This is a genomic window from Phenylobacterium sp., from assembly GCF_035539035.1.
GTDB lineage: Bacteria > Pseudomonadota > Alphaproteobacteria > Caulobacterales > Caulobacteraceae > Phenylobacterium.
Genome location: NZ_DATLJI010000016.1, coordinates 1,135,029 through 1,152,409, shown reverse-complemented (window position 1 = coordinate 1,152,409; position 17,381 = coordinate 1,135,029). Strand labels below are relative to the sequence as shown.

Here is a 17,381-nt window from a genome sequence, read left to right as displayed (position 1 = left end):
AAGACGAGAGGGAGGCGCTCCATGACGCGCAATCGACTGGCCCCGATCCTGGCTGCCCTGGCGCTGGGCGTCGCGGGCGCCGCGGCCGCCCAGGTCCCGGCCAACATCACGACGGCGCTGGGCGACACGAGCCGCCCGGCGGCGGACACCGCCCGCGACGCGGCGCGCAAGCCCGGCGAGCTGCTGGCCTTCGCGGGCGTGAAGCCGGGCGACAAGGCGGCCGACCTGATCATGGGCGGCGGCTACTTCACCCGCATCCTGGCCGCGGCGGTGGGGCCGAACGGCCACGTCTACGCCTACCAGCCGGCCGAATTCATCCAGTTCCAGGCGAGCTACGGCGAGAGCCTGAAGACGGTGGCCGGCGCCTACAAGAACGTGACGCCGCTGAACGCCAGCCTGCAGGCGCTGGATCTGCCCGACGGCCTGGACCTGGTGTTCACCAGCCAGAACTACCACGACCTGCACCTGAAGCCGTTCCCCAAGGACACGGCGAGCAAGGTCAACGCCGAGATCTTCAAGTCGCTGAAGCCGGGCGGCGTCTACCTGATCGTCGACCACACGGCGGCCGCGGGCTCGGGGCTCGAGGCCGCCGACAGCCTGCACCGCATCGACCCGGCGATCGTGCGCAAGGAGGTGGAGGCCGCGGGCTTCCGCTTCGAGGGCGAGAGCCCGCTCCTGAAGAGCACGGCCGACAAGATCGGGACCAACGTCTTCGACCCCTCGGTGCGCGGCAAGACCGACCAGTTCGTAATGAAGTTCCGCAAGCCGTAGGGCCTGCCTCCCCCATCGCTGCCGCGATGGGGGAGGTGTGTCTTCAAAGCGTTGCAGATTTCGTCTAGTCTGGAAGTATGGAAACGAAATCGGCCGTGGGGGTGCTGGGCGCCCTGGCGCATGAGGGGCGGCTCGGCGTGTTCCGGCTGCTGGTGCAGGCGGGCGGCGAGGGGCTGGCCGCCGGCGAGATCGCCCGGCGGCTGGAGGTCCTGCCCAACACGCTCTCGGCCAGCCTCAACGTGCTGGCCCACGCCGGCCTGGTCTCGTCTCGGCGGGACGGGCGCTCGATCATCTACACGGCCAACTACGGGGCCATGCGCGAGCTGCTCGCCTTCCTGATGGAGGACTGCTGCGCCGGCGCGCCGGAGATCTGCGCCCCGCTGGCGGCGCTGGCCGGCCAGGGTTGCGCCGCCGAAGCCGCTTCCGCCTGAAGGAGACCGCCGTGGCCGAGACGCCGACGGGCAAGACGTACAATGTGCTGTTCCTGTGCACCGGCAATTCCGCGCGCTCGGTGATCGCCGAGGCGCTGCTGAACCGGGAGGGCCGGGGCCGGTTCCGGGCCTATTCGGCGGGCTCGTTCCCCAAGGGGCAGGTCAATCCGCACGCCGTCCCGATCCTGGAGAGCCTGGGCTTTCGGGCCGAGGACTTCCGCTCCAAGTCCTGGGACGAGTTCGCCGCGCCGGGGGCGCCCGAACTCGACCTGATCATCACCGTCTGCGACGACGCGGCGGGCGAGATCTGCCCCGTGTGGCCGGGCCAGCCGGTGACGGCGCACTGGGGCATCCCCGATCCCGCGGCGGCGACCGGCTCGGAGGCCGAGATCGGCGTGGCGTTCGGGGAGGCCACCCGGCAGCTGCGCAACCGCATCAACCTGCTGCTGGCGCTGCCGATGGAGTCCATCGACCGGCTGGCGCTGCAGACGAAGCTGAAGGCCATCCACCAGGCCGCCGACGCAGAGACTTCCGTCCCATGAGCATCGAACCGCCGGCGCCCGCCGAGGGGCCCAAGGCCATGTCGCGGTTCGAGCGCTTCCTGACGCTGTGGGTCGCGCTGTGCATCGTGGCCGGCGTGGGCCTCGGCCACCTGTTCCCCGGCGTCTTCCAGGCGATCGGCGGGGCCGAGGTCGCCCGCGTCAACCTGCCGGTGGCGGGGCTGATCTGGCTGATGATCATTCCCATGCTGATGAAGGTCGACTTCGGCGCCATGCGCGAGGTGGGCCGGCACTGGCGCGGCATCGGGGTGACCCTGTTCGTCAACTGGGCGGTGAAGCCGTTCTCGATGGCGGCGCTGGGGGCGGTGTTCGTCGGCTGGCTGTTCCGGCCCTACCTGCCGGCGGGCGAGATCAACAGCTACATCGCCGGCCTGATCATCCTGGCGGCGGCGCCCTGCACGGCGATGGTCTTCGTGTGGAGCAACCTGACCCGCGGCGAGCCGCACTTCACGCTGAGCCAGGTGGCGGTGAACGACGCCATCATGGTGGTGGCCTTCGCGCCGATCGTGGGGCTGCTGCTGGGGCTCTCGGCGATCACCGTGCCCTGGGAGACCCTGCTGCTCTCGGTGGGGCTCTACATCGTGGTCCCGGTGGCCCTGGCGCAGGTCTTCCGGACGCTCCTGCTCCGGCGGGGCGGCGAGGCGGCGCTGCAGGGCGTGCTGGGGCGGATCGGGCCGGTGTCGCTGACGGCGCTGCTGGCGACGCTGGTCCTGCTGTTCGGCTTCCAGGGGGAGCAGATCATCGCCCAGCCGCTGATCATCGCCATGCTGGCCGTGCCGATCACCATCCAGGTCTATTTCAACTCGGGCCTGGCCTATCTGCTGAACCGCTGGAGCGGGGAGGCGCACTGCGTGGCCGGCCCCTCGGCGCTGATCGGGGCGTCCAACTTCTTCGAGCTGGCGGTGGCCGCGGCGATCAGCCTGTTCGGCTTCTCCTCGGGCGCGGCGCTCGCGACGGTGGTCGGCGTGCTGATCGAGGTGCCGGTGATGCTGTCGGTGGTGGCGATCGTGAACCGGTCGAAGGGCTGGTACGAGCGGGGCGGGGCCGTCCAGCGCGTCGCCGCGCGCTGCGCCCCGCCCATCACCCGCTAGCAGCAGGCCGGCGCGGGCTCGGCCTTGGCGGGCGCGCCGCAGCAGGCCGCGGCGGCCGGTTCGGCCGCCACCGCCGGGACGTCGTCCTCGCCGTAGGCGGTGGCCTCGCCGAAGGTGAAGAAGGTCTCCCAGCGCAGGCCGGCGGGATCGGCCACCCAGCTCTTGTCGGAGCGGGCGTAGCAGCAGGTCGCGGCCTCCTGGTCGAAGGTCTGGGCCCCGGCCGCCTTCAGGCGGCCGGCGAGCTCGGCCAGCTCCTCGCGGCTGTCCACCTGGACGCCCACGTGGTCGAGGCCGGCGGCGCGCTCGCGCTGCGAGATGGCGAAGTTCACGCGCGGATCCTCGAGCATCCACTTGGCGTAGTCGTCCTTCACGACCGTGGGCTTGGCGCCGAACAGGGTCTCGTAGAAGGCGATGGACTGGGAAAGGTCGGGCACGCTGACGTGCAGGTGGAGGCGCTTCATGGCCGGTCTCCGTTGTCGATGACGAATCTATATTTCGAGAAATATGGAATCGTCAAGCCTGCCCCGGAATCGGCCCGAATCCCGGGGCAGTGGGGAGCGCGGCGCGGCTTGGCCGTTGACATCCAAGGCGCAGCTTCGTCGAATCCGGACCCACCAGAGGGCGCAGCCATGTTCGATCCCATCCTCCGCGCGCTCACCAGCCCGGTGGCCGGCCCCACCGCCACCGGCGTCGCCGCCGTGCTGGCGGTGCTGCTCGGCCTGAGCTGGTCGTCCGCCGCCCACACCCGCGCCGAGCTCGAGGGCCGCATCGCCCGGCTCGACGGGCAGCTCAACGCCGCCGCCGTCTACTGGCAGGCGCCGCTGGCCCCGGGCGCGGCCCAGCCGGCGCTCGCCGACGCTCCGCCCGCGCCGGGCGACGCGAGCGCCGAGAAGATCGCCGAGCGGCTGGTGAACGAGGCGCCGGCCGGCTTCGACACCTGCGCGCGCATGGAGAGCGCCGACCAGGCCGTCCTGAACAGCCTGAAATGAGCCTGGCCGCCGCGCGACGCTCCCGCTCCGTCCTGCTGGCCCTCGCGATCGGCGTGAGCGGCTGCGCGAGCCTGCCCGGCCGGTCCGCGCCGCCGGTCGCCGCGCCTGTCCCCGTCGTCGAGGCCCCGCCCGCGCCGCCTCCCGCCGCGCCGGCGGGCGTGGAGCGGAAGGCGCGGGCGAGCTGCGTGCCCCGCAACCTGCCGCCGCCGCCCCGCTATCCGGACACCGACGCCCGGCTGCGCGCGGCGGGCGAGGCGGCGGACCGCTACCAGCTGCTGGCCGCCGGCCGGCTGCTGCGGATGCGCAGGCTCGCCGAGCTGGAGCGGATCGTCGAGGCCTGCCGCAAGGCCGGCTAGGCGCGGCGCCTCACGTTGCGGCGCCGTTGCGGAAGGGCCAGCGGCGCTCTACCTCAGTCGGCGCCGCCCCGAGGAGAGCCCCGCCACATGCCGTCGTCCGTCGAAGCCCTGTTCCAGCCGATCACCTTCCAGCACGGGCCGGAGTGGAAGAACCGCTTCATGCTGGCCCCGCTGACCAACCAGCAGAGCCATCCGAACGGCCTGCTCTCGGAGGCGGAGTACCGGTGGCTGACCATGCGGGCGCAGGGCGGCTTCGGCCTGACGATGACCTGCGCGGCGCACGTGGCCGCCCAGGGCCAGGGCTTCCCAGGGCAGCTCGGGATCTTCGCCGACGACCACATCCCCGGCCTCAGCCGGCTCGCCGCCGAGATCCGGGCGAACGGCAGCGTCTCGTCGGTGCAGCTGCACCACGCCGGCAACCGCAGCCCGAAGGACCTGGTGGGCGAGCCGCTCTGCCCCTCCGACGACCCGGAGACCGGCGCGCGGGCGTTCACCGGGGCCGAGGTCGAGGGGCTGGTGGAGTCCTTCGCCGCGGCGGCCGTGCGGGCGGAGAAGGCCGGCTTCGACGGCGTCGAGATCCACGGGGCGCACGGCTATGTCGTCGCCCAGTTCCTGTCGCCGGAGCTGAACCGGCGCACGGACGCCTACGGCGGCTCGGTGGAGAACCGCGCGCGGCTGCTGTTCGAGATCATCGACGCGATCCGCGGCCGCACGCGGCCGGACTTCCAGCTCGGCCTGCGGCTGTCGCCCGAGCGGTTCGGCCTGAGGCTGGCCGAGATCGTCGAGGTGACCCAGGAGGTGCTGCGCCAGGGCCGGATCGACTTCCTCGACATGTCGCTGTGGGACGTGGCCAAGGAGCCGGTGGAGGACGAGTTCAAGGGCCGCAAGCTCGCGGCCTATTTCGCCGAGCTGGACCGCGGGCCCGTGCGGCTGGGCGCGGCCGGCAAGATCATGACCGGGGCGCAGGCCGCCGAGCTGCTGGCCGACGGCTACGACTATGCGGTGATCGGCCGGGCGGCGATCCTGCACCACGACTTCCCCGAGCGCGTGCGGCGCGACCCCGGCTTCGAGCCGGTCGCCCGGCCGGTGTCCCGCGGCCACCTGGAGGCCGAGGGCCTGTCGCCGGCCTTCGTGGACTACATGGGCAACTGGCCGGGCTTCGTGGAAGCCGCCTGAGCGTCAGCAACCGCCGCGGCGCGGCCTGCGTTGCTGCGGCGGATGAACCAGGTCGCAGCCCCCACCACGTCGCCCCCCGAGGCGCTCGCGCGCCCGCAGGTCCGCCTGCACGGCACGGTGGACGACGAGATGCTGCGGGCCTTCAAGGAGGCCTTCGCGGCGGCCGAGGCGGGACCGGACCCGGTCGTGCTGGAGCTCACCACCACGGGCGGCGACGCCGACGTGGGCCGGCGGATCGCCACCGACATCCGGCTGTTCCGCGAGCGCACCGGCCGGCGGCCGCTGTTCTTCGGCAAGGCGGTGGTCTACTCGGCGGGCGTGACGGCGATGTCCGGCTTCCCGCGGGAGGACCGCTGGCTGTCGCGGGGGACCTGCCTGCTGATCCACTGCCGCAGCCTCGCCCAGACCGTCGACCTGAACGGGCCGCTGGCGCAGGCCCGCAAGCGGGTGGAAGCCCTGCTCAACCAGATCGACGTGGGCCTCGACCTGGAGCGGGAGGGGTTCGAGGACCTGATCGCCGGCAGCCGGGTGGCGATGGACGACCTCCTCGAGCGGGCGCAGTCCAACTGGTACGTCTCGGCCGACGAGGCGCTGTCACTGGGGCTGATCGCCGGCGTCGTGTGACGGCCGTTACACATGAACGCCATGTAATGATCTCCATGAACGCGCCGTAATATTGTTAAATCGGCGTCATTACCTCGTATTCACGGGACCTTCAGGAAACACCCAAGTATTCATCTCTCATCGCCGGCGAATGAACGCCGACGCCCAACCGAGGGATTGAACATGACGAACTTCGCGTCCCGTATCGCCGGCGTCGCCACCCTGGCCCTCGCCGCCCTGCCGCTGGCCGCCATCGCCACCACGGCCGACGCCCGCCCGGTGAGCGTGCAGGTGAGCGACATCGACCTGAACAGCGCCCACGGCCTGGCCGCCTTCGAGCAGCGCGCCAAGCACGCGGCCCGCGAGTTCTGCCGCGACTCCCGCGGCCCGGAGAGCCCGCTGGTCCGCGCCAACTGCCGCTCGGCGGTGATGAGCGAACTGCACGAGAAGCTGCCGGCCGCCCAGCTGGCGCAGATCCGCGGCGCCACCTACGCCGCCCGCTAGTCCCCCACGCGAGCGGGACTCTCCCCCCGGACCTGGCCGGGCCCGCTCCGTCGAAGCCCCTCCCACCCCAACGGGAGGGGCTTTTTCGTGGGCGGCCGGCGCTGCTAACACTCGTCCATGAAGTTCAACATGGGCTGCGGCCAGAACAAGCAGCCGGGCTACGTCAACGTCGACGCGGCCGCGGCGAGCGAACCGGACGAGGTGGTGGACCTGGAGGTCACGCCCTGGCCGTGGCCCGACGGCTGCGCCGAGGAGATCCTCTTCAACCACTCGCTGGAGCACATGGGGGCCGACCCCAAGGTGTTCCTGGCGATCATGCGCGAGGTCTACCGGATCGCCGCGCCGGGCGGGGTGGTGCGGATCCACGTGCCGCATCCGCGGCACGACAACTTCCTGAACGACCCGACGCACGTGCGGCCGATCACGCCCCAGATGATGGAGCTGTTCGATCGGCCGAAGAACCAGAGCTGGCGCAACGCCGGGACCGCCAACACGCCGCTCGCGCTCTACCTCGACGTGGATTTCGAGCTCGTCCGCCGCGACGTGATGCTCGACGAGCCCTACCGGGGCCGGCTGAACAGCGGGGCTATGACCACCGACGAGGCGCAGGAGCTCCTGAAGACCCGCAACAACATCGCCGCGGAGTTCCGCATCGAGCTGGTGGCCCACAAGCCGCCGCGGACGGCGGCCGCTACGCCCTGACGGCGGTCCCGCCGTCGAGCAGGCCCGCCACCTGGTCGGCGAGCTCGCGGGGATTGAACGGCTTGGGGAACATCACCGCGCCGTCGACGCCGAAGCGGTCGAGGTGGGCGGCGTGGCCGGTGATGTAGACGACCTTCAGCTCGGGCCTGAGCTGGCGCGCCCGGCGGGCGACGTCGAAGCCGGTGGTGCCGGCGCCGAGATTGATGTCGGCCACCAGGACGTCGATGACGGGGGCCTGCTGTTCCAGGAGCTGGTAGGCGCGCGTGTCGGTGTCGGCCGAGCGGACCTCGAACCCGCGGTCGGCGAAGGCGTCCTCGATCAGCTCGCGGACATCCGCCTCATCTTCGACAAGCAGAACTGTCGTCATGCATCCTCTATCCTGACGGTCGCCTAGCCGACACGATGCGGGAGGTCCACCTGCTTTCATTGACTTTTTCGCGAGCCGCGACGATTTCCGCGCCAACGCCGCGCTTGATCGCGGGCCCGGCCCATGCGAGGGGGCGGCCATGAGCGACACCCCTCCCGACCGCCTCTCCACCGATCCCGACAGCCCCTACTACGACGCCGAGGTCCTCGCGCGGAACGTGGGCATCCGGTTCAAGGGCGAGGAGAAGACCAACGTAGACGAGTATTGCGTCTCCGAAGGGTGGGTGCGGGTGGTCGCCGGCAACGCCAAGGACCGCCGCGGCAAGCCCCTGACCCTGAAGCTGCAGGGCGAGGTCGAGCCCTATTTCCGCGAGGGCTGAGGCCCGCCCCGCGACCTGGCTGCGGCGCCCTGCCGCACCGCCTGCGACCGGCTGACACGACGCAACCCTCGCGAGAGGGTGGGATAACCTCGTCATCTGGGCGGGACGGTGACATGTTCGATCTGACGGTGGTGGCCCACGGCGGCCGATGGCTGCTGGTGGACGACGAAGAGGGCGAGCTGGGCAGCTACGCCACCCAGGCCGAGGCCCTGGAGGCGGCCGGCGCCTACGCCCGCGTCGACGCCGAGCCGCGCCACGTGCTGATCCAGGAGATCCCCGGCGAGTGGGACGAGGCGGTGGTGGAGCCGCCGACCTGCCATTGAGGCAGGGCGCCCGCCTCTCCCCCGACACGAAGTGCGAGGGGAGAGGGTAGGGAGAGGGGCGGCTCGGCCGCGCCCACGTCCCCACACTTCCGATCCAGGGCCCTCGACCGGCCGCCCTGCGTCAGCGCCTCGGCGCCACCCCTCTCCCTACCCTCTCCCCTCTCGGCTTCGCCGGGGGGAGAGGAGGGGCGTCCTAAGCCGCGTCGACCAGCACCACCTCGGCGTCTTCCAGGGCGGTGATCCGCAGGACGTCCTCGTTCGCGATGGCGGCGCCGTCGCGGGCGTCCAGGCGGACGCCGTTGACCTCCACCGCGCCGGCCGCCGGCACCAGATAGGCGTGGCGTCCGGCGCCCAGAGCGTATTCGGCCGTCTCGCCGGCCCGGATGGTGGCGCCGGAGACGCGGGCGTCGGTGCGGATCGGCAGGGCGTCCTCGTCGCCGGGCAGGCCGGAGGCGAGGGTGACGAAACGGCCGGCGCGGTCGCCCTTCGGGAAGGGCTTGGCGCCCCAGGCGGGCGGGCCGCCGCGGCTCTTGGGCTCGATCCAGATCTGGAAGATCCGCGTGGTCTCAGGCTCCATATTGTACTCCGCATGCCGGATGCCGGTCCCGGCGCTCATCACCTGGACGTCGCCGGCCTCGGTGCGGCCCTGGTTGCCCAGGCTGTCCTGGTGGGTGATCGCGCCCTCGCGGACATAGGTGATGATCTCCATGTCGGCGTGCGGGTGGGGCGGGAAGCCGGAGCGCGGGGCGATCTCGTCGTCGTTCCAGACGCGGATCGGACCCCAGCCCATCTTCTGCGGGTCGTAGTAGCTGGCGAAGGAGAAGTGGTGGCGGGCCTTCAGCCAGCCGTGGTCGGCGCCGCCGAGGCGGTCGAACGGTCTGCGCTCGATCATCTTGGATCTCCTGGGGGCTTCTGGGGGCGCCGCCGGGCGCCCGCTTTCGACGGCTAAGATAGGCTTGCCGGAGGCGACATAAACCAGTGCTCGCGCAGAAGATTGTTTCCGGACTGGAGATGATCCGTGCGCCAACGAACCGGCCCGTGCGGTCCGCGTTGAGCGTGGCGGCAAGAACCCCAGAGGGAATGGAAACCCCATGAACCACACGATCAAGTCGCTCGCGATCGCCAGCCTCGCCCTGCCGTTCGCCGCCGCCTGCGCCACCGACGGGAACAACGGCCCCAGCGCCGCGGCGGGGACCGGCACCACCACCGCCGCCGCGCCGGCCAGCGGCGGCGCCTCCGGGACCGGCGGCAGCTCCACCGGCGCCTCCACCACCGCGCAGACCGGCACGGGGACGAACGCGGGCACGACGACGGGGACGAGCGTCCCGCGGCCGTCGACCAGCAGCATCCCGAGCCTGGTGAACGTCAACCTGCAGGACGTGCTGAACGACCTGTCGGTGCGGCTGCAGATCGACCGGGCCAATGTGCCGATCAACATCCAGCTGCCGGTCCAGCTGGCGGCGAACGTCTGCGGCGTGAGCGTCAACGTGCTGGCGGTCTCCACCGGCGGCCAGGCCCAGTGCAAGGCGACCAGCGCCCCGCAGGAACTGGCCCAGGTGGTGCAGCAGCAGATGGCGGCCGGCGGGTCGGTGGGCGGCGGCGCCCAGGGCGGCTCGACGGCGGCGACCGGCGCCTCGACGCCGGCGGCCGGAACGGCCACGAGCGGCGCCACCGGCACCTCGGCGAACTCCACCGGCACGACCGAGACCACCACCCAGCGGCGGTGAGCGCGGAGGGCGGCGGCCGCCTGAACGGCCGCCGCCCTTCCCGGGGTTTGAAGCCGCCGCCTGAACGGCCGCTTCCCTTCTCGTGGGTTTGAAGCGGCCGCCTGAACGGCCGCTTCCGGGCGCCTTCATCGGCGGTTCAGCCGAGCTTGGCCATGAAGGGCGCCGAGGCTTGAGGAGCTGGACATGACCAAGACGACCCTGATCTGCGCGGGCCTGGCGGCCCTGGCGCTGGCCGGCGCGGCGGAGGCGCAGCCGCGCGGCGGCGGCGGGCGCGGCCCGACGGCGACCCTTTACGAGGGCGCGAACTTCGCCGGCCGCAGCGTGACCATCTCGGGCGACGTGTCCAACCTCTCCAACTACGCCTTCAACGACCGCGCCCACAGCCTGCGCCTGACCGGCCGCTGGCGGCTGTGCGAGCACGCGAACTTCGAGGGCCGCTGCGTCGAGCTGACCGGCGAGGTGCCGGACCTGAACACCATGGCGCTCGCCGAGCGGATCACCTCGCTGGAGCCGGTCGGCCGCGGCGACGGGGGCGGCCGGCCGGACTGGGACGACGACGACGGCCGGCCCGGCGGCGGCTGGGGCCCGGGTGGCGGCCGGCCCGACACGCGCGGCGTGGAAGGCGCGCGCAGCGTGTTCTTCGCCCGCCCGACGGTGCGCGGCATGGACCTGGCGGCCGGCGCCAACGGGGCGAACAGCTTCTGCCGCCGTCAGGGCCTGGGGGCCGCGGTCTACTTCGACTCCAGCGAGCGGGCCCCGCGGGCGCTCGGTCCCGAGGGCCAGATCGTCGGCCGCACGCCGGTGCTGCGCGACGTGCTCTGCCGGAAGTACTGAGGGCCTCCCCCTCTCCCTCGAGCGGGAGCGGGCAGGGGTGCGGGCGGCGGAGGCCGTCGAGCCAAGGCGCTCCGGCGGGGCCTGCGGGTTCGGGTCCCACGGTGGTTCAGGACGTGACGCCGGCGCCGCCCTCACCCTACCCTCTCTCGCAAACGGAGAGGGGGAGATTCGATGAGGAGAGCCTTACTCGCCGCCGCCGCCGTGCTGCTCGCCGCCCAGGCCCCGCCGCCTGCGGACTGGCGGCCGCTGGCGGCGGAGAACACCCTGGTGGTGGACACCTCCAAGGGGCGGATCGTGGTCGAGATGCGGCCGGAGTTCGCGCCGCTTGCGGTGCAGCGGGTGAAGCTGCTGGCGCGGGAGGGGGTCTACGACGGCCTCCTGTTCCACCGCGTGATCGACGGCTTCGTCGACCAGACGGGCAACCCGAACAACCGGGACGGCGGGACCTCGGCCCATCCGGACCTGCCGCCGGAGTTCACCTTCAAGCTGACGCCGGGCGGCCCCCAGGCGGTGGTCGCGCGCCGCAGCGACGGCGTGGCCGGCTTCGTGGGCGCGACGCCGTTCGAGGCGGTCTCGGAGGCGGAGGCCGCGCGGGCCCCGGACCGGCTGATGCGCGCCTGGGGCGCCTACTGCGCCGGCGTGGTGGGGATGGGGCGGCAGGCCGATCCGGGCACGGCCAACTCGGAGATCTTCTTCATGCGCGCCCCGGCCCGCCGGCTGGACAGGGACTATGCGGTCTGGGGCCGGGTGGTGCAGGGTCTGGACGTGGTGCGGGCGATCCGGGTCGGCGAGCCGCCGTCCGAACCCGACCGGATGATCCGCGTGCGGGTGGCCGCCGACCTGCCGCCCGGCGAGCGCCCGGCGCTCGAGGTGCTGAACGAGCGCGGGCCGGCGTTCGCGCGCCGGGTGGGCGAGCTGAAGGCGAGGAAGGGCGCGGACTTCAGCGTCTGCGACGTCGAGGTCCCGGTACGCGCATCGCGATAGTTATCGGCTGCGACAACCGGTAGCAGGCGCCCGCCCTGCGCGCAGTTGGTGTGTTAACCCGAAGCCGCCTATCGCACGTGGTGGAGTACCGAGGGGCGTTTTCGATGAAGTTCGAGGTGATCGAACAGGCCGGGGCGTGGATCGTCCAGCAACAGGGCCAGGAGGTCGCGCGGTTCGACCGGCAGGTCCTGGCGCTGGACGAAGTGGCGCGCCGGCTGCGTGACGCCGACGTGGGCGATGCCGGCGCAGGGCTCTCCGTGCGCTACCAGGCGAGAGCCGGCTAAGTCTCCGCTCGCCGACCGGCCTGTGGATATCAGCAATTGTTAAGGCTGGCTGCTATGGCGGGTACCTGACTTAGTGTCGGCGGCCGCGGGAATATTCGCGAGGACCTGAAAAGGGCTTGGGTTCCGCCTCGATGAGGCGCACAATGCCTTCATCGCTGGCTGTGGCGTCTGGCCGCCGGCGACCGAGAGACAGATCCCGTCACAAGGGACAGCTCCCGCCAGCATCGAGGGAGTTCGTCATGCCTTATCTCTGCTACGTACACCGATCCTCGGGCGGCGTTCCCCACTTCGAGGTCCTGCCCGAACTGACCCGCGACGAGGCGATCCAGCGCGCCGGCGAACTGCTGGCCCAGCGGCCGGACGGGCTGCGCGCGGAACTCTGGGAGGAGGACCTGCTGGTCTTCACCCTGCCGCGCGCCAGCGCGCCCGCCGCTCAGGTGTGCGAAGCCCTGGCGGGCTAGACCCGCATCTCGAAGTAGGCCTTGTCGCTGCCGGTGGTGTGGCCGAGCATGACCAGCCGGAACGTCGCACCGTTCTCCAGCGTCAGCACGCCCTCACCCTCGCGGAACGCGTCGGCGGCGATCTCGGGCGTCGTGATGATGGAGCCGCGCAGCCGCGCGGGGCCGAACCTCAGGCTGGCCGGCTCGCCCAGGATCTCATAGTCGACCTGGCCCTTGAATCCCCGATAGCGGAGCTCACCGGCGCCGGGGAAGATGGGAAGCTGCTTACGGGCGTGCGCCATCGGCTCTCCTTTGTGGGTGAGCTTAGGTAACGGCCGAGCGGCCGGTTCGATCCCGCCACGGCTTGCTTTATGTTGTGACGGCGGCCGTTTCAGGCGGCGGCGAACGGCCGCCGGCGCAGGCGCAGGATGCACAGCGGCCCGTCCCAGACCTCGACGGCATGGTGCTCGCGCAGCCGCGCCTCGGCCAAGGCGCGGGCGTTGGCCCGGTCAGCCGCCTGCAGCTGTTCGGCGAAGGCGGTCTCGCCCGCCTCGTCCAGCGCGTAAAGGAGCAGTTCGCCCACGTCTTCTTCCCCGTCCGCAGGAAGAGATAGCCGGTTGAATCGGGGGCGTCTGCACAACTTCCGACATAGGGTCTCAGGCCAATTCGTCGCGGGGGCCGGTGGCCGTCCGGCGGGCTTCCTCGGCGCAGCGCAGGAGGCGATGGGCGGATTCCTCGGCGGAGGCCGGCGTCAGGGACACGCCAATCGCGTCGGGGCCAAGCACCACGACCTCCCCCTCCACGGTGGTGACGGTCATGGGTTCGGAGAAGGGTCCACTCACGGGTCAACTCGTCTCGTCAGGAACAGATACAGTCTACTGAACAACCCACGATCGCCCCTGTTCCTTGGCCCGGCCGGGCGTGAACCCCACAGCCCCGGTTCTGCGTTGTGAAGACCATGGCCCTGAGGAACCACTTCCTGGACAGTCTGGAACCGCGGGATATCGCCGGCCTGCGCCCGCACCTGAGCGAGGTGGCGCTCCAGCGCAACGAGCTGCTGGACGAGGCTGGCCAGACCATCGTCGACGTCTACCTGCCCATCGACTGCATCCTGTCGATCGTGACGGTGATGCGCGACGGCGCCCAGGTGGAGAGCCGGACCATCGGGCGGGAGAGCGGCTATGGGCTGCTGCACGCCCTGGGCTCGCCGATCTCCTACGAGCGGATGATCGTGCAGGTGAGCGGGCAGGCCTGGCGGCTGCCGCTGGAACGGCTGCGGGCGGCGGCGGAGGACAGCGCCCAGCTCACCCGCTGCATCGTCCACCACGCCCAGGCGACGATCATCCAGTCGGCCCAGTCGACGGCCTGCAACAGCCTGCACTCGGCCGAGCAGCGGCTGGCCCGCTGGCTGCTGCTGACCCAGGACCGGCTGAACTCGGACCTGCTGCCGCTCACCCAGGAGCACCTGTCGATCATGCTGGGCGTGCAGCGGACCACGGTCACCGCGATCGCCTCGGAGCTGCAGGCGCGCGGCCTCATCTCCTATGTGCGCGGCAAGATCACGGTGGAGGACCGCCGGGCGCTCGAGCGCACCTCCTGCGAGTGCTACGAGGCCATCCAGCGCGGCACGGAAGCCATGCTCCACCCGCACCGCCGGCGCTAAGCCTTTCAAAAGCCAAGGCTGGAACATTCGGGCGGCGCGGCCGCTTGGGCCCTCGTCGGGGGATCGACGGGAGCCATTCATGACCGCCGCTGACACTTACAGCGAAACCGGGACCGCGCCGGGACGGGCGCGCCCGGACATCACCTCCAGACACGCGGAGCGCCGGAGCTTCGGCGCGCCCTCGCCCATGAACCTGCCGATCGGCCAGCATCGCGCCAGCCTGTTCGCCGACCGGGTGCGCGCCAAGCCGGCCGTGACGCCGCAGCTCTCCTACATGATCGGCCAGACGGCCATCGGCCTGGGCCTCTGGGGGCTCCTCTTCCCGAAGAGCGTGAAGCGGACGCTCGGCGTGGAATCCTCGGCCCCGGTCGTGCAGGCGCTGTTCGGCGCGCGCGAGCTGTGGACCGGCTTCACCCTGGCGGGCGACCCGACGAAGTCCGAGATGCTGTGGGCCCGGGTGGCCGGCGACATCTGCGACATCGCCGTGCTGGCCTCGCTGGACAAGCCGGAGAACCCCAAGCGCGGGAACGCCAAGGCGGCGCTGGGCTTCGTGCTCGCCGTCACCGCCCTCGACCTGGTCACCGCGGTGCGCATGAGCACCGTCAAGCGCAACTGCGAGTAGGGAGCGAAAGCCATGAAAGCGATCTGCTGGCAGGGCAAGAAGGACCTGCGCTGCGAGGAAGTCCCGGACCCGATCATCGAGGACCCGAAGGACGCCATCATCAAGATCACCTCCACCTGCATCTGCGGCTCGGACCTGCACCTGATGAACGGCTTCGTGCCGACCATGTGCGTGGGCGACGTCCTGGGGCACGAGCCGATGGGCGAGGTGGTCGAGGTGGGCGCCGAGGCCAAGGCCCGCGGCCTGAACGTGGGCGACCGGGTGGTGGTCCCGTTCCAGATGACCTGCGGCGAGTGCGAGCAGTGCCTGAAGCAGAACTTCTCGGCGTGCCAGACGACCAACCGCAACAACGACCTGGCCAAGGCCTTCTTCGGCGACAGCGTGGCCGGGCTGTTCGGCTATTCGCACATCACCGGCGGCTACGCCGGCGGCCAGGCCGAGTACCTGCGGGTGCCCTATGCGGCCACCACCTGCATCAAGGTCCCGAAGGCCGGCGAGGACGAGAAGTACCTGTTCCTGTCCGACATCCTGCCCACCGGCTGGCAGGCGGCCGAGCAGGTGAACGTCGGGCCCGAGGACACGGTGGCGGTCTGGGGCCTGGGCCCGGTCGGCCAGATGACGGTGCTGTCGGCCAAGGTGATGGGCGCCAAGCGGATCATCGCCATCGACGACGTGCCGGAGCGGCTGGAGATGGCCGCGCGCCTCGGCGCCGAGCCGCTGGACCGGCGCGGGATCAACGTCATCCAGACCCTGAAGGAGATGACCGACGGCCACGGGCCTGACGTGGTCATCGACGCCGTGGGCATCGAGGCGCACGGGCCGACGGCGATCCTGGAGCTGATGGACCGGGTGCAGACCGCCTTCAAGCTCGAGACCGAACGGCCGGTGGCGCTGCGCGAGGCGATCATGGCCTGCAAGGCGGCGGGCCGAGTGTCCGTGCCCGGCGTCTACGGCGGCATGAGCAACGCCATCCCCGTCGGCGCCCTGATGAACAAGGGCCTGACGCTGCGCACCGGCCAGACCCATGTGCGCAAGTACGCCGACGACCTGCTCAGGCGGATCGACGAGGGCGAGATCGACCCCACCTTCGTGGTCACCCACGTGGCCCCGCTCGGCAAGGGGCCGGAGCTCTACAAGATCTTCCGCGACAAGCAGGACCGCTGCATCAAGGTGGTGCTGAAGCCGTAGGCAGGCGCCTCCCCCGGACGCCGCGCGAACGGGGGAGGAGCCGCTGGCGCCGCCCCCATCGCCGCTCTAGGTTGCGCGCTTGGCTGTTGGGGGACGTCCACACATGCTGCGATCGTTGAGCGTGCGGGTGCTGATCGCGCTCGTGGCGGGGCTGGGGCTGGGCGCGGCCGCGGCGGCGTACGGCGGCGAGGGCCTGCGCGGGCTGATCGAGGGCGTGGAGTCGATCGGCACCCTGTGGCTCAACGGCCTGCGGATGACGGTGGTGCCGCTGCTGTTCTCGGTGCTCGTCGTGGGCATCGCCAGCGTCGCCGACGCGGCGGCCACCGGCCGGCTGGCGGTCCGGGCGCTGGCCTGGTTCCTGGGCTTCCTGCTGGTGGGCTGCGCCTGGACCATCCTGTTCGGCAACGGCCTCTATGCGATCTGGCCGGTGAGCGAGGCGGGCGCGGCGGCGCTGACCGCCGGCGCCCCGCCGCCGCCCGCCGAGGTGCAGGCGACCCCCAGCTTCGGCGAGTTCGTGAAGGCGCTGGCCCCGACCAATCCGGTGAAGGCCGCGGCCGAGGACTCGATCCTGCCGCTGGTGGTGTTCGCGGGCTTCTTCGCCTTCGCCGTCACGCGGCTGCCGGAGCCCCGGCGGGTGGCCCTGACCGAGTTCTTCGATTCCATCGCCGCGGCGATGGTGGAGATCGTCCGCTGGGTGCTGTGGGCCGCGCCGGTGGGCGTGTTCGCCCTGTGCCTGGGGGTGGGGCTCAGGGCCGGCGTCGGGGCGGCGGGGATCATCGGCCACTACATCGCCGCCGTGGTGCTGGCCCAGGTGGGGATCATCCTCGTGGCGCTGACCGCGGCGGTGGTCGTCGGGCGCGTGCCGCTGGGGCTGTGGCTCAGGGCGCTGGGCCCGGTGCAGGTCACCGCCTTCGCCACCCAGTCCTCGATCGCCTGCCTGCCGGCGATGATCGAGCAGAGCCGCGACCAGCTGCGCGTGCCCGACCGGATCACGGGCCTGGTGCTGCCGCTGGCGGTCTCGGTGTTCAAGCTGACCAGCCCGGTGGCCAACCTCGGCGTGGCGATCTTCGTGGCCCAGGTCTACGGGATCGAGCCCACGCCGGTGCAGTACCTGGGCGCGGTGATCATCGCCCTGGCGGTCAGCGTCGCCTCGGTGGGCCTGCCGGGCCAGGTGTCGTTCTTCATGTCGACGGGGCCGATCTGCCTGGTCCTGGGCCTGCCGCTGGACCTGCTGCCGATCCTGATCGCGGTGGAGGTGATCCCGGACATCTTCCGCACGGTCGGCAACGTCACCGGCGACATGGCGGTGACCGCCATCCTGGCCCGCGGCGAGGAACCCGACCCGGCGGTGGACTCCGACGCGGAGCCGGCGCTGGGGTAGGGGCTT

The 17,381-nt window shown here is 71.6% G+C and carries 27 protein-coding genes; 21 read left to right on the top strand and 6 right to left on the bottom strand.

All coding sequences use genetic code 11. The features are described 5' to 3' along the window. Positions 1-21 precede the first annotated feature (21 nt). From VM685_RS19635 to arsB, 4 genes are all read left to right on the top strand, one after another. Positions 22-771, top strand: a complete 750-nt coding sequence (locus tag VM685_RS19635; protein ID WP_325461867.1) for a class I SAM-dependent methyltransferase — start codon at positions 22-24, stop codon at positions 769-771. A 77-nt stretch (positions 772-848) separates the two neighbouring features. Further along, on the top strand, positions 849-1,202 hold the full coding sequence (locus VM685_RS19630; protein WP_325461866.1) for a metalloregulator ArsR/SmtB family transcription factor: 354 nt from the start codon (positions 849-851) through the stop codon (positions 1,200-1,202). An 11-nt stretch (positions 1,203-1,213) separates the two neighbouring features. Further along, positions 1,214-1,744, top strand: coding sequence for an arsenate reductase ArsC (locus VM685_RS19625; RefSeq protein ID WP_325461865.1), 531 nt, complete (start codon positions 1,214-1,216; stop codon positions 1,742-1,744). Continuing rightward, positions 1,741-2,853, top strand: coding sequence for an ACR3 family arsenite efflux transporter (arsB, locus tag VM685_RS19620; protein WP_414693393.1), 1,113 nt, complete (start codon positions 1,741-1,743; stop codon positions 2,851-2,853). Before VM685_RS19625 ends, arsB begins: the two co-directional genes overlap by 4 nt. On the opposite strand, the gene VM685_RS19615 is transcribed toward arsB, so the two are convergent. Then, positions 2,850-3,314, bottom strand: a complete 465-nt coding sequence (locus VM685_RS19615; protein WP_325461864.1) for an ArsI/CadI family heavy metal resistance metalloenzyme — start codon at positions 3,312-3,314, stop codon at positions 2,850-2,852. The genes arsB and VM685_RS19615 overlap by 4 nt on opposite strands. 168 nt (positions 3,315-3,482) lie before the next feature. Here VM685_RS19615 and VM685_RS19610 point away from each other — a divergent pair, with 168 nt between their 5' ends. The 6 genes from VM685_RS19610 (at position 3,483) to VM685_RS19585 (ending at position 7,183) form a co-directional block, all read left to right on the top strand. Beyond that, complete coding sequence (locus tag VM685_RS19610; protein ID WP_325461863.1) at positions 3,483-3,842, top strand: hypothetical protein; 360 nt, start codon at positions 3,483-3,485, stop codon at positions 3,840-3,842. Then, positions 3,839-4,198 carry a hypothetical protein gene (locus tag VM685_RS19605; protein ID WP_325461862.1) on the top strand — a complete coding sequence of 120 codons (360 nt, stop codon included), beginning with the start codon at positions 3,839-3,841 and terminating at the stop codon, positions 4,196-4,198. The genes VM685_RS19610 and VM685_RS19605 overlap by 4 nt, the downstream gene beginning before the upstream one ends. A gap of 87 nt (positions 4,199-4,285) precedes the next feature. Further along, entirely contained in the window at positions 4,286-5,374 is a 1,089-nt protein-coding gene (locus VM685_RS19600) for an NADH:flavin oxidoreductase (protein WP_325461861.1), read from the top strand. Positions 5,375-5,416: 42 nt separating this feature from the next. Then, positions 5,417-5,998, top strand: coding sequence for a peptidase S14 (locus VM685_RS19595; protein ID WP_325461860.1), 582 nt, complete (start codon positions 5,417-5,419; stop codon positions 5,996-5,998). Positions 5,999-6,160: 162 nt separating this feature from the next. Then, entirely contained in the window at positions 6,161-6,481 is a 321-nt protein-coding gene (locus tag VM685_RS19590) for a UrcA family protein (protein WP_325461859.1), read from the top strand. 117 nt (positions 6,482-6,598) lie between these two features. Beyond that, the gene (locus VM685_RS19585) at positions 6,599-7,183 is read left to right on the top strand and encodes a hypothetical protein (protein ID WP_325461858.1); all 585 of its coding nucleotides are present in this window, start codon (positions 6,599-6,601) and stop codon (positions 7,181-7,183) included. Here VM685_RS19585 and VM685_RS19580 read toward each other — a convergent pair. Next, positions 7,173-7,550 (bottom strand): response regulator, encoded by a 378-nt coding sequence (locus tag VM685_RS19580; protein ID WP_325461857.1) that lies wholly within the window; start codon positions 7,548-7,550, stop codon positions 7,173-7,175. The two genes, VM685_RS19585 and VM685_RS19580, sit on opposite strands and share 11 nt — an antisense overlap. Before the next feature lie 139 nt (positions 7,551-7,689). Between VM685_RS19580 and VM685_RS19575 the strand changes: the two genes are divergently transcribed. Both VM685_RS19575 and VM685_RS19570 read left to right on the top strand, forming a co-directional pair. Next, complete coding sequence (locus VM685_RS19575; RefSeq protein ID WP_325461856.1) at positions 7,690-7,929, top strand: DUF3297 family protein; 240 nt, start codon at positions 7,690-7,692, stop codon at positions 7,927-7,929. 113 nt (positions 7,930-8,042) lie between these two features. Then, on the top strand, positions 8,043-8,252 hold the full coding sequence (locus tag VM685_RS19570; protein WP_325461855.1) for a hypothetical protein: 210 nt from the start codon (positions 8,043-8,045) through the stop codon (positions 8,250-8,252). Positions 8,253-8,445: 193 nt separating this feature from the next. On the opposite strand, the gene VM685_RS19565 is transcribed toward VM685_RS19570, so the two are convergent. Then, a complete protein-coding gene (locus VM685_RS19565; protein WP_325461854.1) occupies positions 8,446-9,144 on the bottom strand; it encodes a pirin family protein in 699 nt (232 codons plus the stop codon). 199 nt (positions 9,145-9,343) lie between these two features. On the opposite strand from VM685_RS19565, the gene VM685_RS19560 reads away from it, so the two are divergent. The 5 genes from VM685_RS19560 (at position 9,344) to VM685_RS19540 (ending at position 12,542) form a co-directional block, all read left to right on the top strand. Further along, positions 9,344-9,979 carry a hypothetical protein gene (locus tag VM685_RS19560; protein ID WP_325461853.1) on the top strand — a complete coding sequence of 212 codons (636 nt, stop codon included), beginning with the start codon at positions 9,344-9,346 and terminating at the stop codon, positions 9,977-9,979. A gap of 183 nt (positions 9,980-10,162) precedes the next feature. Next, positions 10,163-10,813 (top strand): beta/gamma crystallin-related protein, encoded by a 651-nt coding sequence (locus VM685_RS19555; RefSeq protein WP_325461852.1) that lies wholly within the window; start codon positions 10,163-10,165, stop codon positions 10,811-10,813. Between the two features lie 171 nt (positions 10,814-10,984). Then, positions 10,985-11,797, top strand: coding sequence for a peptidylprolyl isomerase (locus VM685_RS19550; protein WP_325461851.1), 813 nt, complete (start codon positions 10,985-10,987; stop codon positions 11,795-11,797). A gap of 104 nt (positions 11,798-11,901) precedes the next feature. Beyond that, complete coding sequence (locus VM685_RS19545; protein WP_325461850.1) at positions 11,902-12,081, top strand: hypothetical protein; 180 nt, start codon at positions 11,902-11,904, stop codon at positions 12,079-12,081. Between the two features lie 239 nt (positions 12,082-12,320). Continuing rightward, positions 12,321-12,542: a hypothetical protein gene (locus tag VM685_RS19540; RefSeq protein WP_325461849.1), complete on the top strand. Its 222-nt coding sequence runs from the start codon at positions 12,321-12,323 to the stop codon at positions 12,540-12,542. On the opposite strand, the gene VM685_RS19535 is transcribed toward VM685_RS19540, so the two are convergent. The 3 genes from VM685_RS19535 to VM685_RS19525 form a co-directional block, all read right to left on the bottom strand. Then, positions 12,539-12,823: a hypothetical protein gene (locus VM685_RS19535; RefSeq protein ID WP_325461848.1), complete on the bottom strand. Its 285-nt coding sequence runs from the start codon at positions 12,821-12,823 to the stop codon at positions 12,539-12,541. The genes VM685_RS19540 and VM685_RS19535 overlap by 4 nt on opposite strands. 89 nt (positions 12,824-12,912) lie before the next feature. Beyond that, the gene (locus VM685_RS19530; protein ID WP_325461847.1) at positions 12,913-13,104 is read right to left on the bottom strand and encodes a hypothetical protein; all 192 of its coding nucleotides are present in this window, start codon (positions 13,102-13,104) and stop codon (positions 12,913-12,915) included. A gap of 73 nt (positions 13,105-13,177) precedes the next feature. Further along, positions 13,178-13,339, bottom strand: coding sequence for a hypothetical protein (locus VM685_RS19525; RefSeq protein ID WP_325461846.1), 162 nt, complete (start codon positions 13,337-13,339; stop codon positions 13,178-13,180). A 140-nt stretch (positions 13,340-13,479) separates the two neighbouring features. Between VM685_RS19525 and VM685_RS19520 the strand changes: the two genes are divergently transcribed. The 4 genes from VM685_RS19520 to VM685_RS19505 all read left to right on the top strand — a co-directional run bounded on the left by VM685_RS19520 (position 13,480) and on the right by VM685_RS19505 (position 17,375). Continuing rightward, complete coding sequence (locus tag VM685_RS19520; RefSeq protein WP_325461845.1) at positions 13,480-14,184, top strand: Crp/Fnr family transcriptional regulator; 705 nt, start codon at positions 13,480-13,482, stop codon at positions 14,182-14,184. 79 nt (positions 14,185-14,263) lie between these two features. Then, the gene (locus VM685_RS19515) at positions 14,264-14,806 is read left to right on the top strand and encodes a hypothetical protein (protein ID WP_325461844.1); all 543 of its coding nucleotides are present in this window, start codon (positions 14,264-14,266) and stop codon (positions 14,804-14,806) included. Positions 14,807-14,818: 12 nt separating this feature from the next. Next, complete coding sequence (locus VM685_RS19510) at positions 14,819-15,994, top strand: zinc-dependent alcohol dehydrogenase (RefSeq protein ID WP_325461843.1); 1,176 nt, start codon at positions 14,819-14,821, stop codon at positions 15,992-15,994. Between the two features lie 103 nt (positions 15,995-16,097). Beyond that, entirely contained in the window at positions 16,098-17,375 is a 1,278-nt protein-coding gene (locus tag VM685_RS19505) for a dicarboxylate/amino acid:cation symporter (RefSeq protein ID WP_325461842.1), read from the top strand. The last annotated feature ends 6 nt before the right edge of the window (positions 17,376-17,381 follow it).

What these genes read in the sequence shown, in the direction of transcription:
- VM685_RS19615 (WP_325461864.1), bottom strand. Translation starts at nt 3,314, where the DNA reads ATGAAGCGCCTCCACCTGCACGTCAGCGTGCCCGACCTTTCCCAGTCC.
- VM685_RS19630 (WP_325461866.1), top strand. Translation starts at nt 849, where the DNA reads ATGGAAACGAAATCGGCCGTGGGGGTGCTGGGCGCCCTGGCGCATGAG.
- VM685_RS19555 (WP_325461852.1), top strand. Translation starts at nt 10,163, where the DNA reads ATGACCAAGACGACCCTGATCTGCGCGGGCCTGGCGGCCCTGGCGCTG.
- VM685_RS19505 (WP_325461842.1), top strand. Translation starts at nt 16,098, where the DNA reads ATGCTGCGATCGTTGAGCGTGCGGGTGCTGATCGCGCTCGTGGCGGGG.
- VM685_RS19560 (WP_325461853.1), top strand. Translation starts at nt 9,344, where the DNA reads ATGAACCACACGATCAAGTCGCTCGCGATCGCCAGCCTCGCCCTGCCG.
- VM685_RS19540 (WP_325461849.1), top strand. Translation starts at nt 12,321, where the DNA reads ATGCCTTATCTCTGCTACGTACACCGATCCTCGGGCGGCGTTCCCCAC.
- VM685_RS19510 (WP_325461843.1), top strand. Translation starts at nt 14,819, where the DNA reads ATGAAAGCGATCTGCTGGCAGGGCAAGAAGGACCTGCGCTGCGAGGAA.
- VM685_RS19525 (WP_325461846.1), bottom strand. Translation starts at nt 13,339, where the DNA reads ATGACCGTCACCACCGTGGAGGGGGAGGTCGTGGTGCTTGGCCCCGAC.
- VM685_RS19520 (WP_325461845.1), top strand. Translation starts at nt 13,480, where the DNA reads ATGGCCCTGAGGAACCACTTCCTGGACAGTCTGGAACCGCGGGATATC.
- VM685_RS19535 (WP_325461848.1), bottom strand. Translation starts at nt 12,823, where the DNA reads ATGGCGCACGCCCGTAAGCAGCTTCCCATCTTCCCCGGCGCCGGTGAG.
- VM685_RS19595 (WP_325461860.1), top strand. Translation starts at nt 5,417, where the DNA reads ATGAACCAGGTCGCAGCCCCCACCACGTCGCCCCCCGAGGCGCTCGCG.
- VM685_RS19610 (WP_325461863.1), top strand. Translation starts at nt 3,483, where the DNA reads ATGTTCGATCCCATCCTCCGCGCGCTCACCAGCCCGGTGGCCGGCCCC.
- VM685_RS19605 (WP_325461862.1), top strand. Translation starts at nt 3,839, where the DNA reads ATGAGCCTGGCCGCCGCGCGACGCTCCCGCTCCGTCCTGCTGGCCCTC.
- VM685_RS19575 (WP_325461856.1), top strand. Translation starts at nt 7,690, where the DNA reads ATGAGCGACACCCCTCCCGACCGCCTCTCCACCGATCCCGACAGCCCC.
- VM685_RS19570 (WP_325461855.1), top strand. Translation starts at nt 8,043, where the DNA reads ATGTTCGATCTGACGGTGGTGGCCCACGGCGGCCGATGGCTGCTGGTG.
- arsB (WP_414693393.1), top strand. Translation starts at nt 1,741, where the DNA reads ATGAGCATCGAACCGCCGGCGCCCGCCGAGGGGCCCAAGGCCATGTCG.
- VM685_RS19585 (WP_325461858.1), top strand. Translation starts at nt 6,599, where the DNA reads ATGAAGTTCAACATGGGCTGCGGCCAGAACAAGCAGCCGGGCTACGTC.
- VM685_RS19545 (WP_325461850.1), top strand. Translation starts at nt 11,902, where the DNA reads ATGAAGTTCGAGGTGATCGAACAGGCCGGGGCGTGGATCGTCCAGCAA.
- VM685_RS19580 (WP_325461857.1), bottom strand. Translation starts at nt 7,550, where the DNA reads ATGACGACAGTTCTGCTTGTCGAAGATGAGGCGGATGTCCGCGAGCTG.
- VM685_RS19550 (WP_325461851.1), top strand. Translation starts at nt 10,985, where the DNA reads ATGAGGAGAGCCTTACTCGCCGCCGCCGCCGTGCTGCTCGCCGCCCAG.
- VM685_RS19635 (WP_325461867.1), top strand. Translation starts at nt 22, where the DNA reads ATGACGCGCAATCGACTGGCCCCGATCCTGGCTGCCCTGGCGCTGGGC.
- VM685_RS19590 (WP_325461859.1), top strand. Translation starts at nt 6,161, where the DNA reads ATGACGAACTTCGCGTCCCGTATCGCCGGCGTCGCCACCCTGGCCCTC.
- VM685_RS19600 (WP_325461861.1), top strand. Translation starts at nt 4,286, where the DNA reads ATGCCGTCGTCCGTCGAAGCCCTGTTCCAGCCGATCACCTTCCAGCAC.
- VM685_RS19515 (WP_325461844.1), top strand. Translation starts at nt 14,264, where the DNA reads ATGACCGCCGCTGACACTTACAGCGAAACCGGGACCGCGCCGGGACGG.
- VM685_RS19565 (WP_325461854.1), bottom strand. Translation starts at nt 9,144, where the DNA reads ATGATCGAGCGCAGACCGTTCGACCGCCTCGGCGGCGCCGACCACGGC.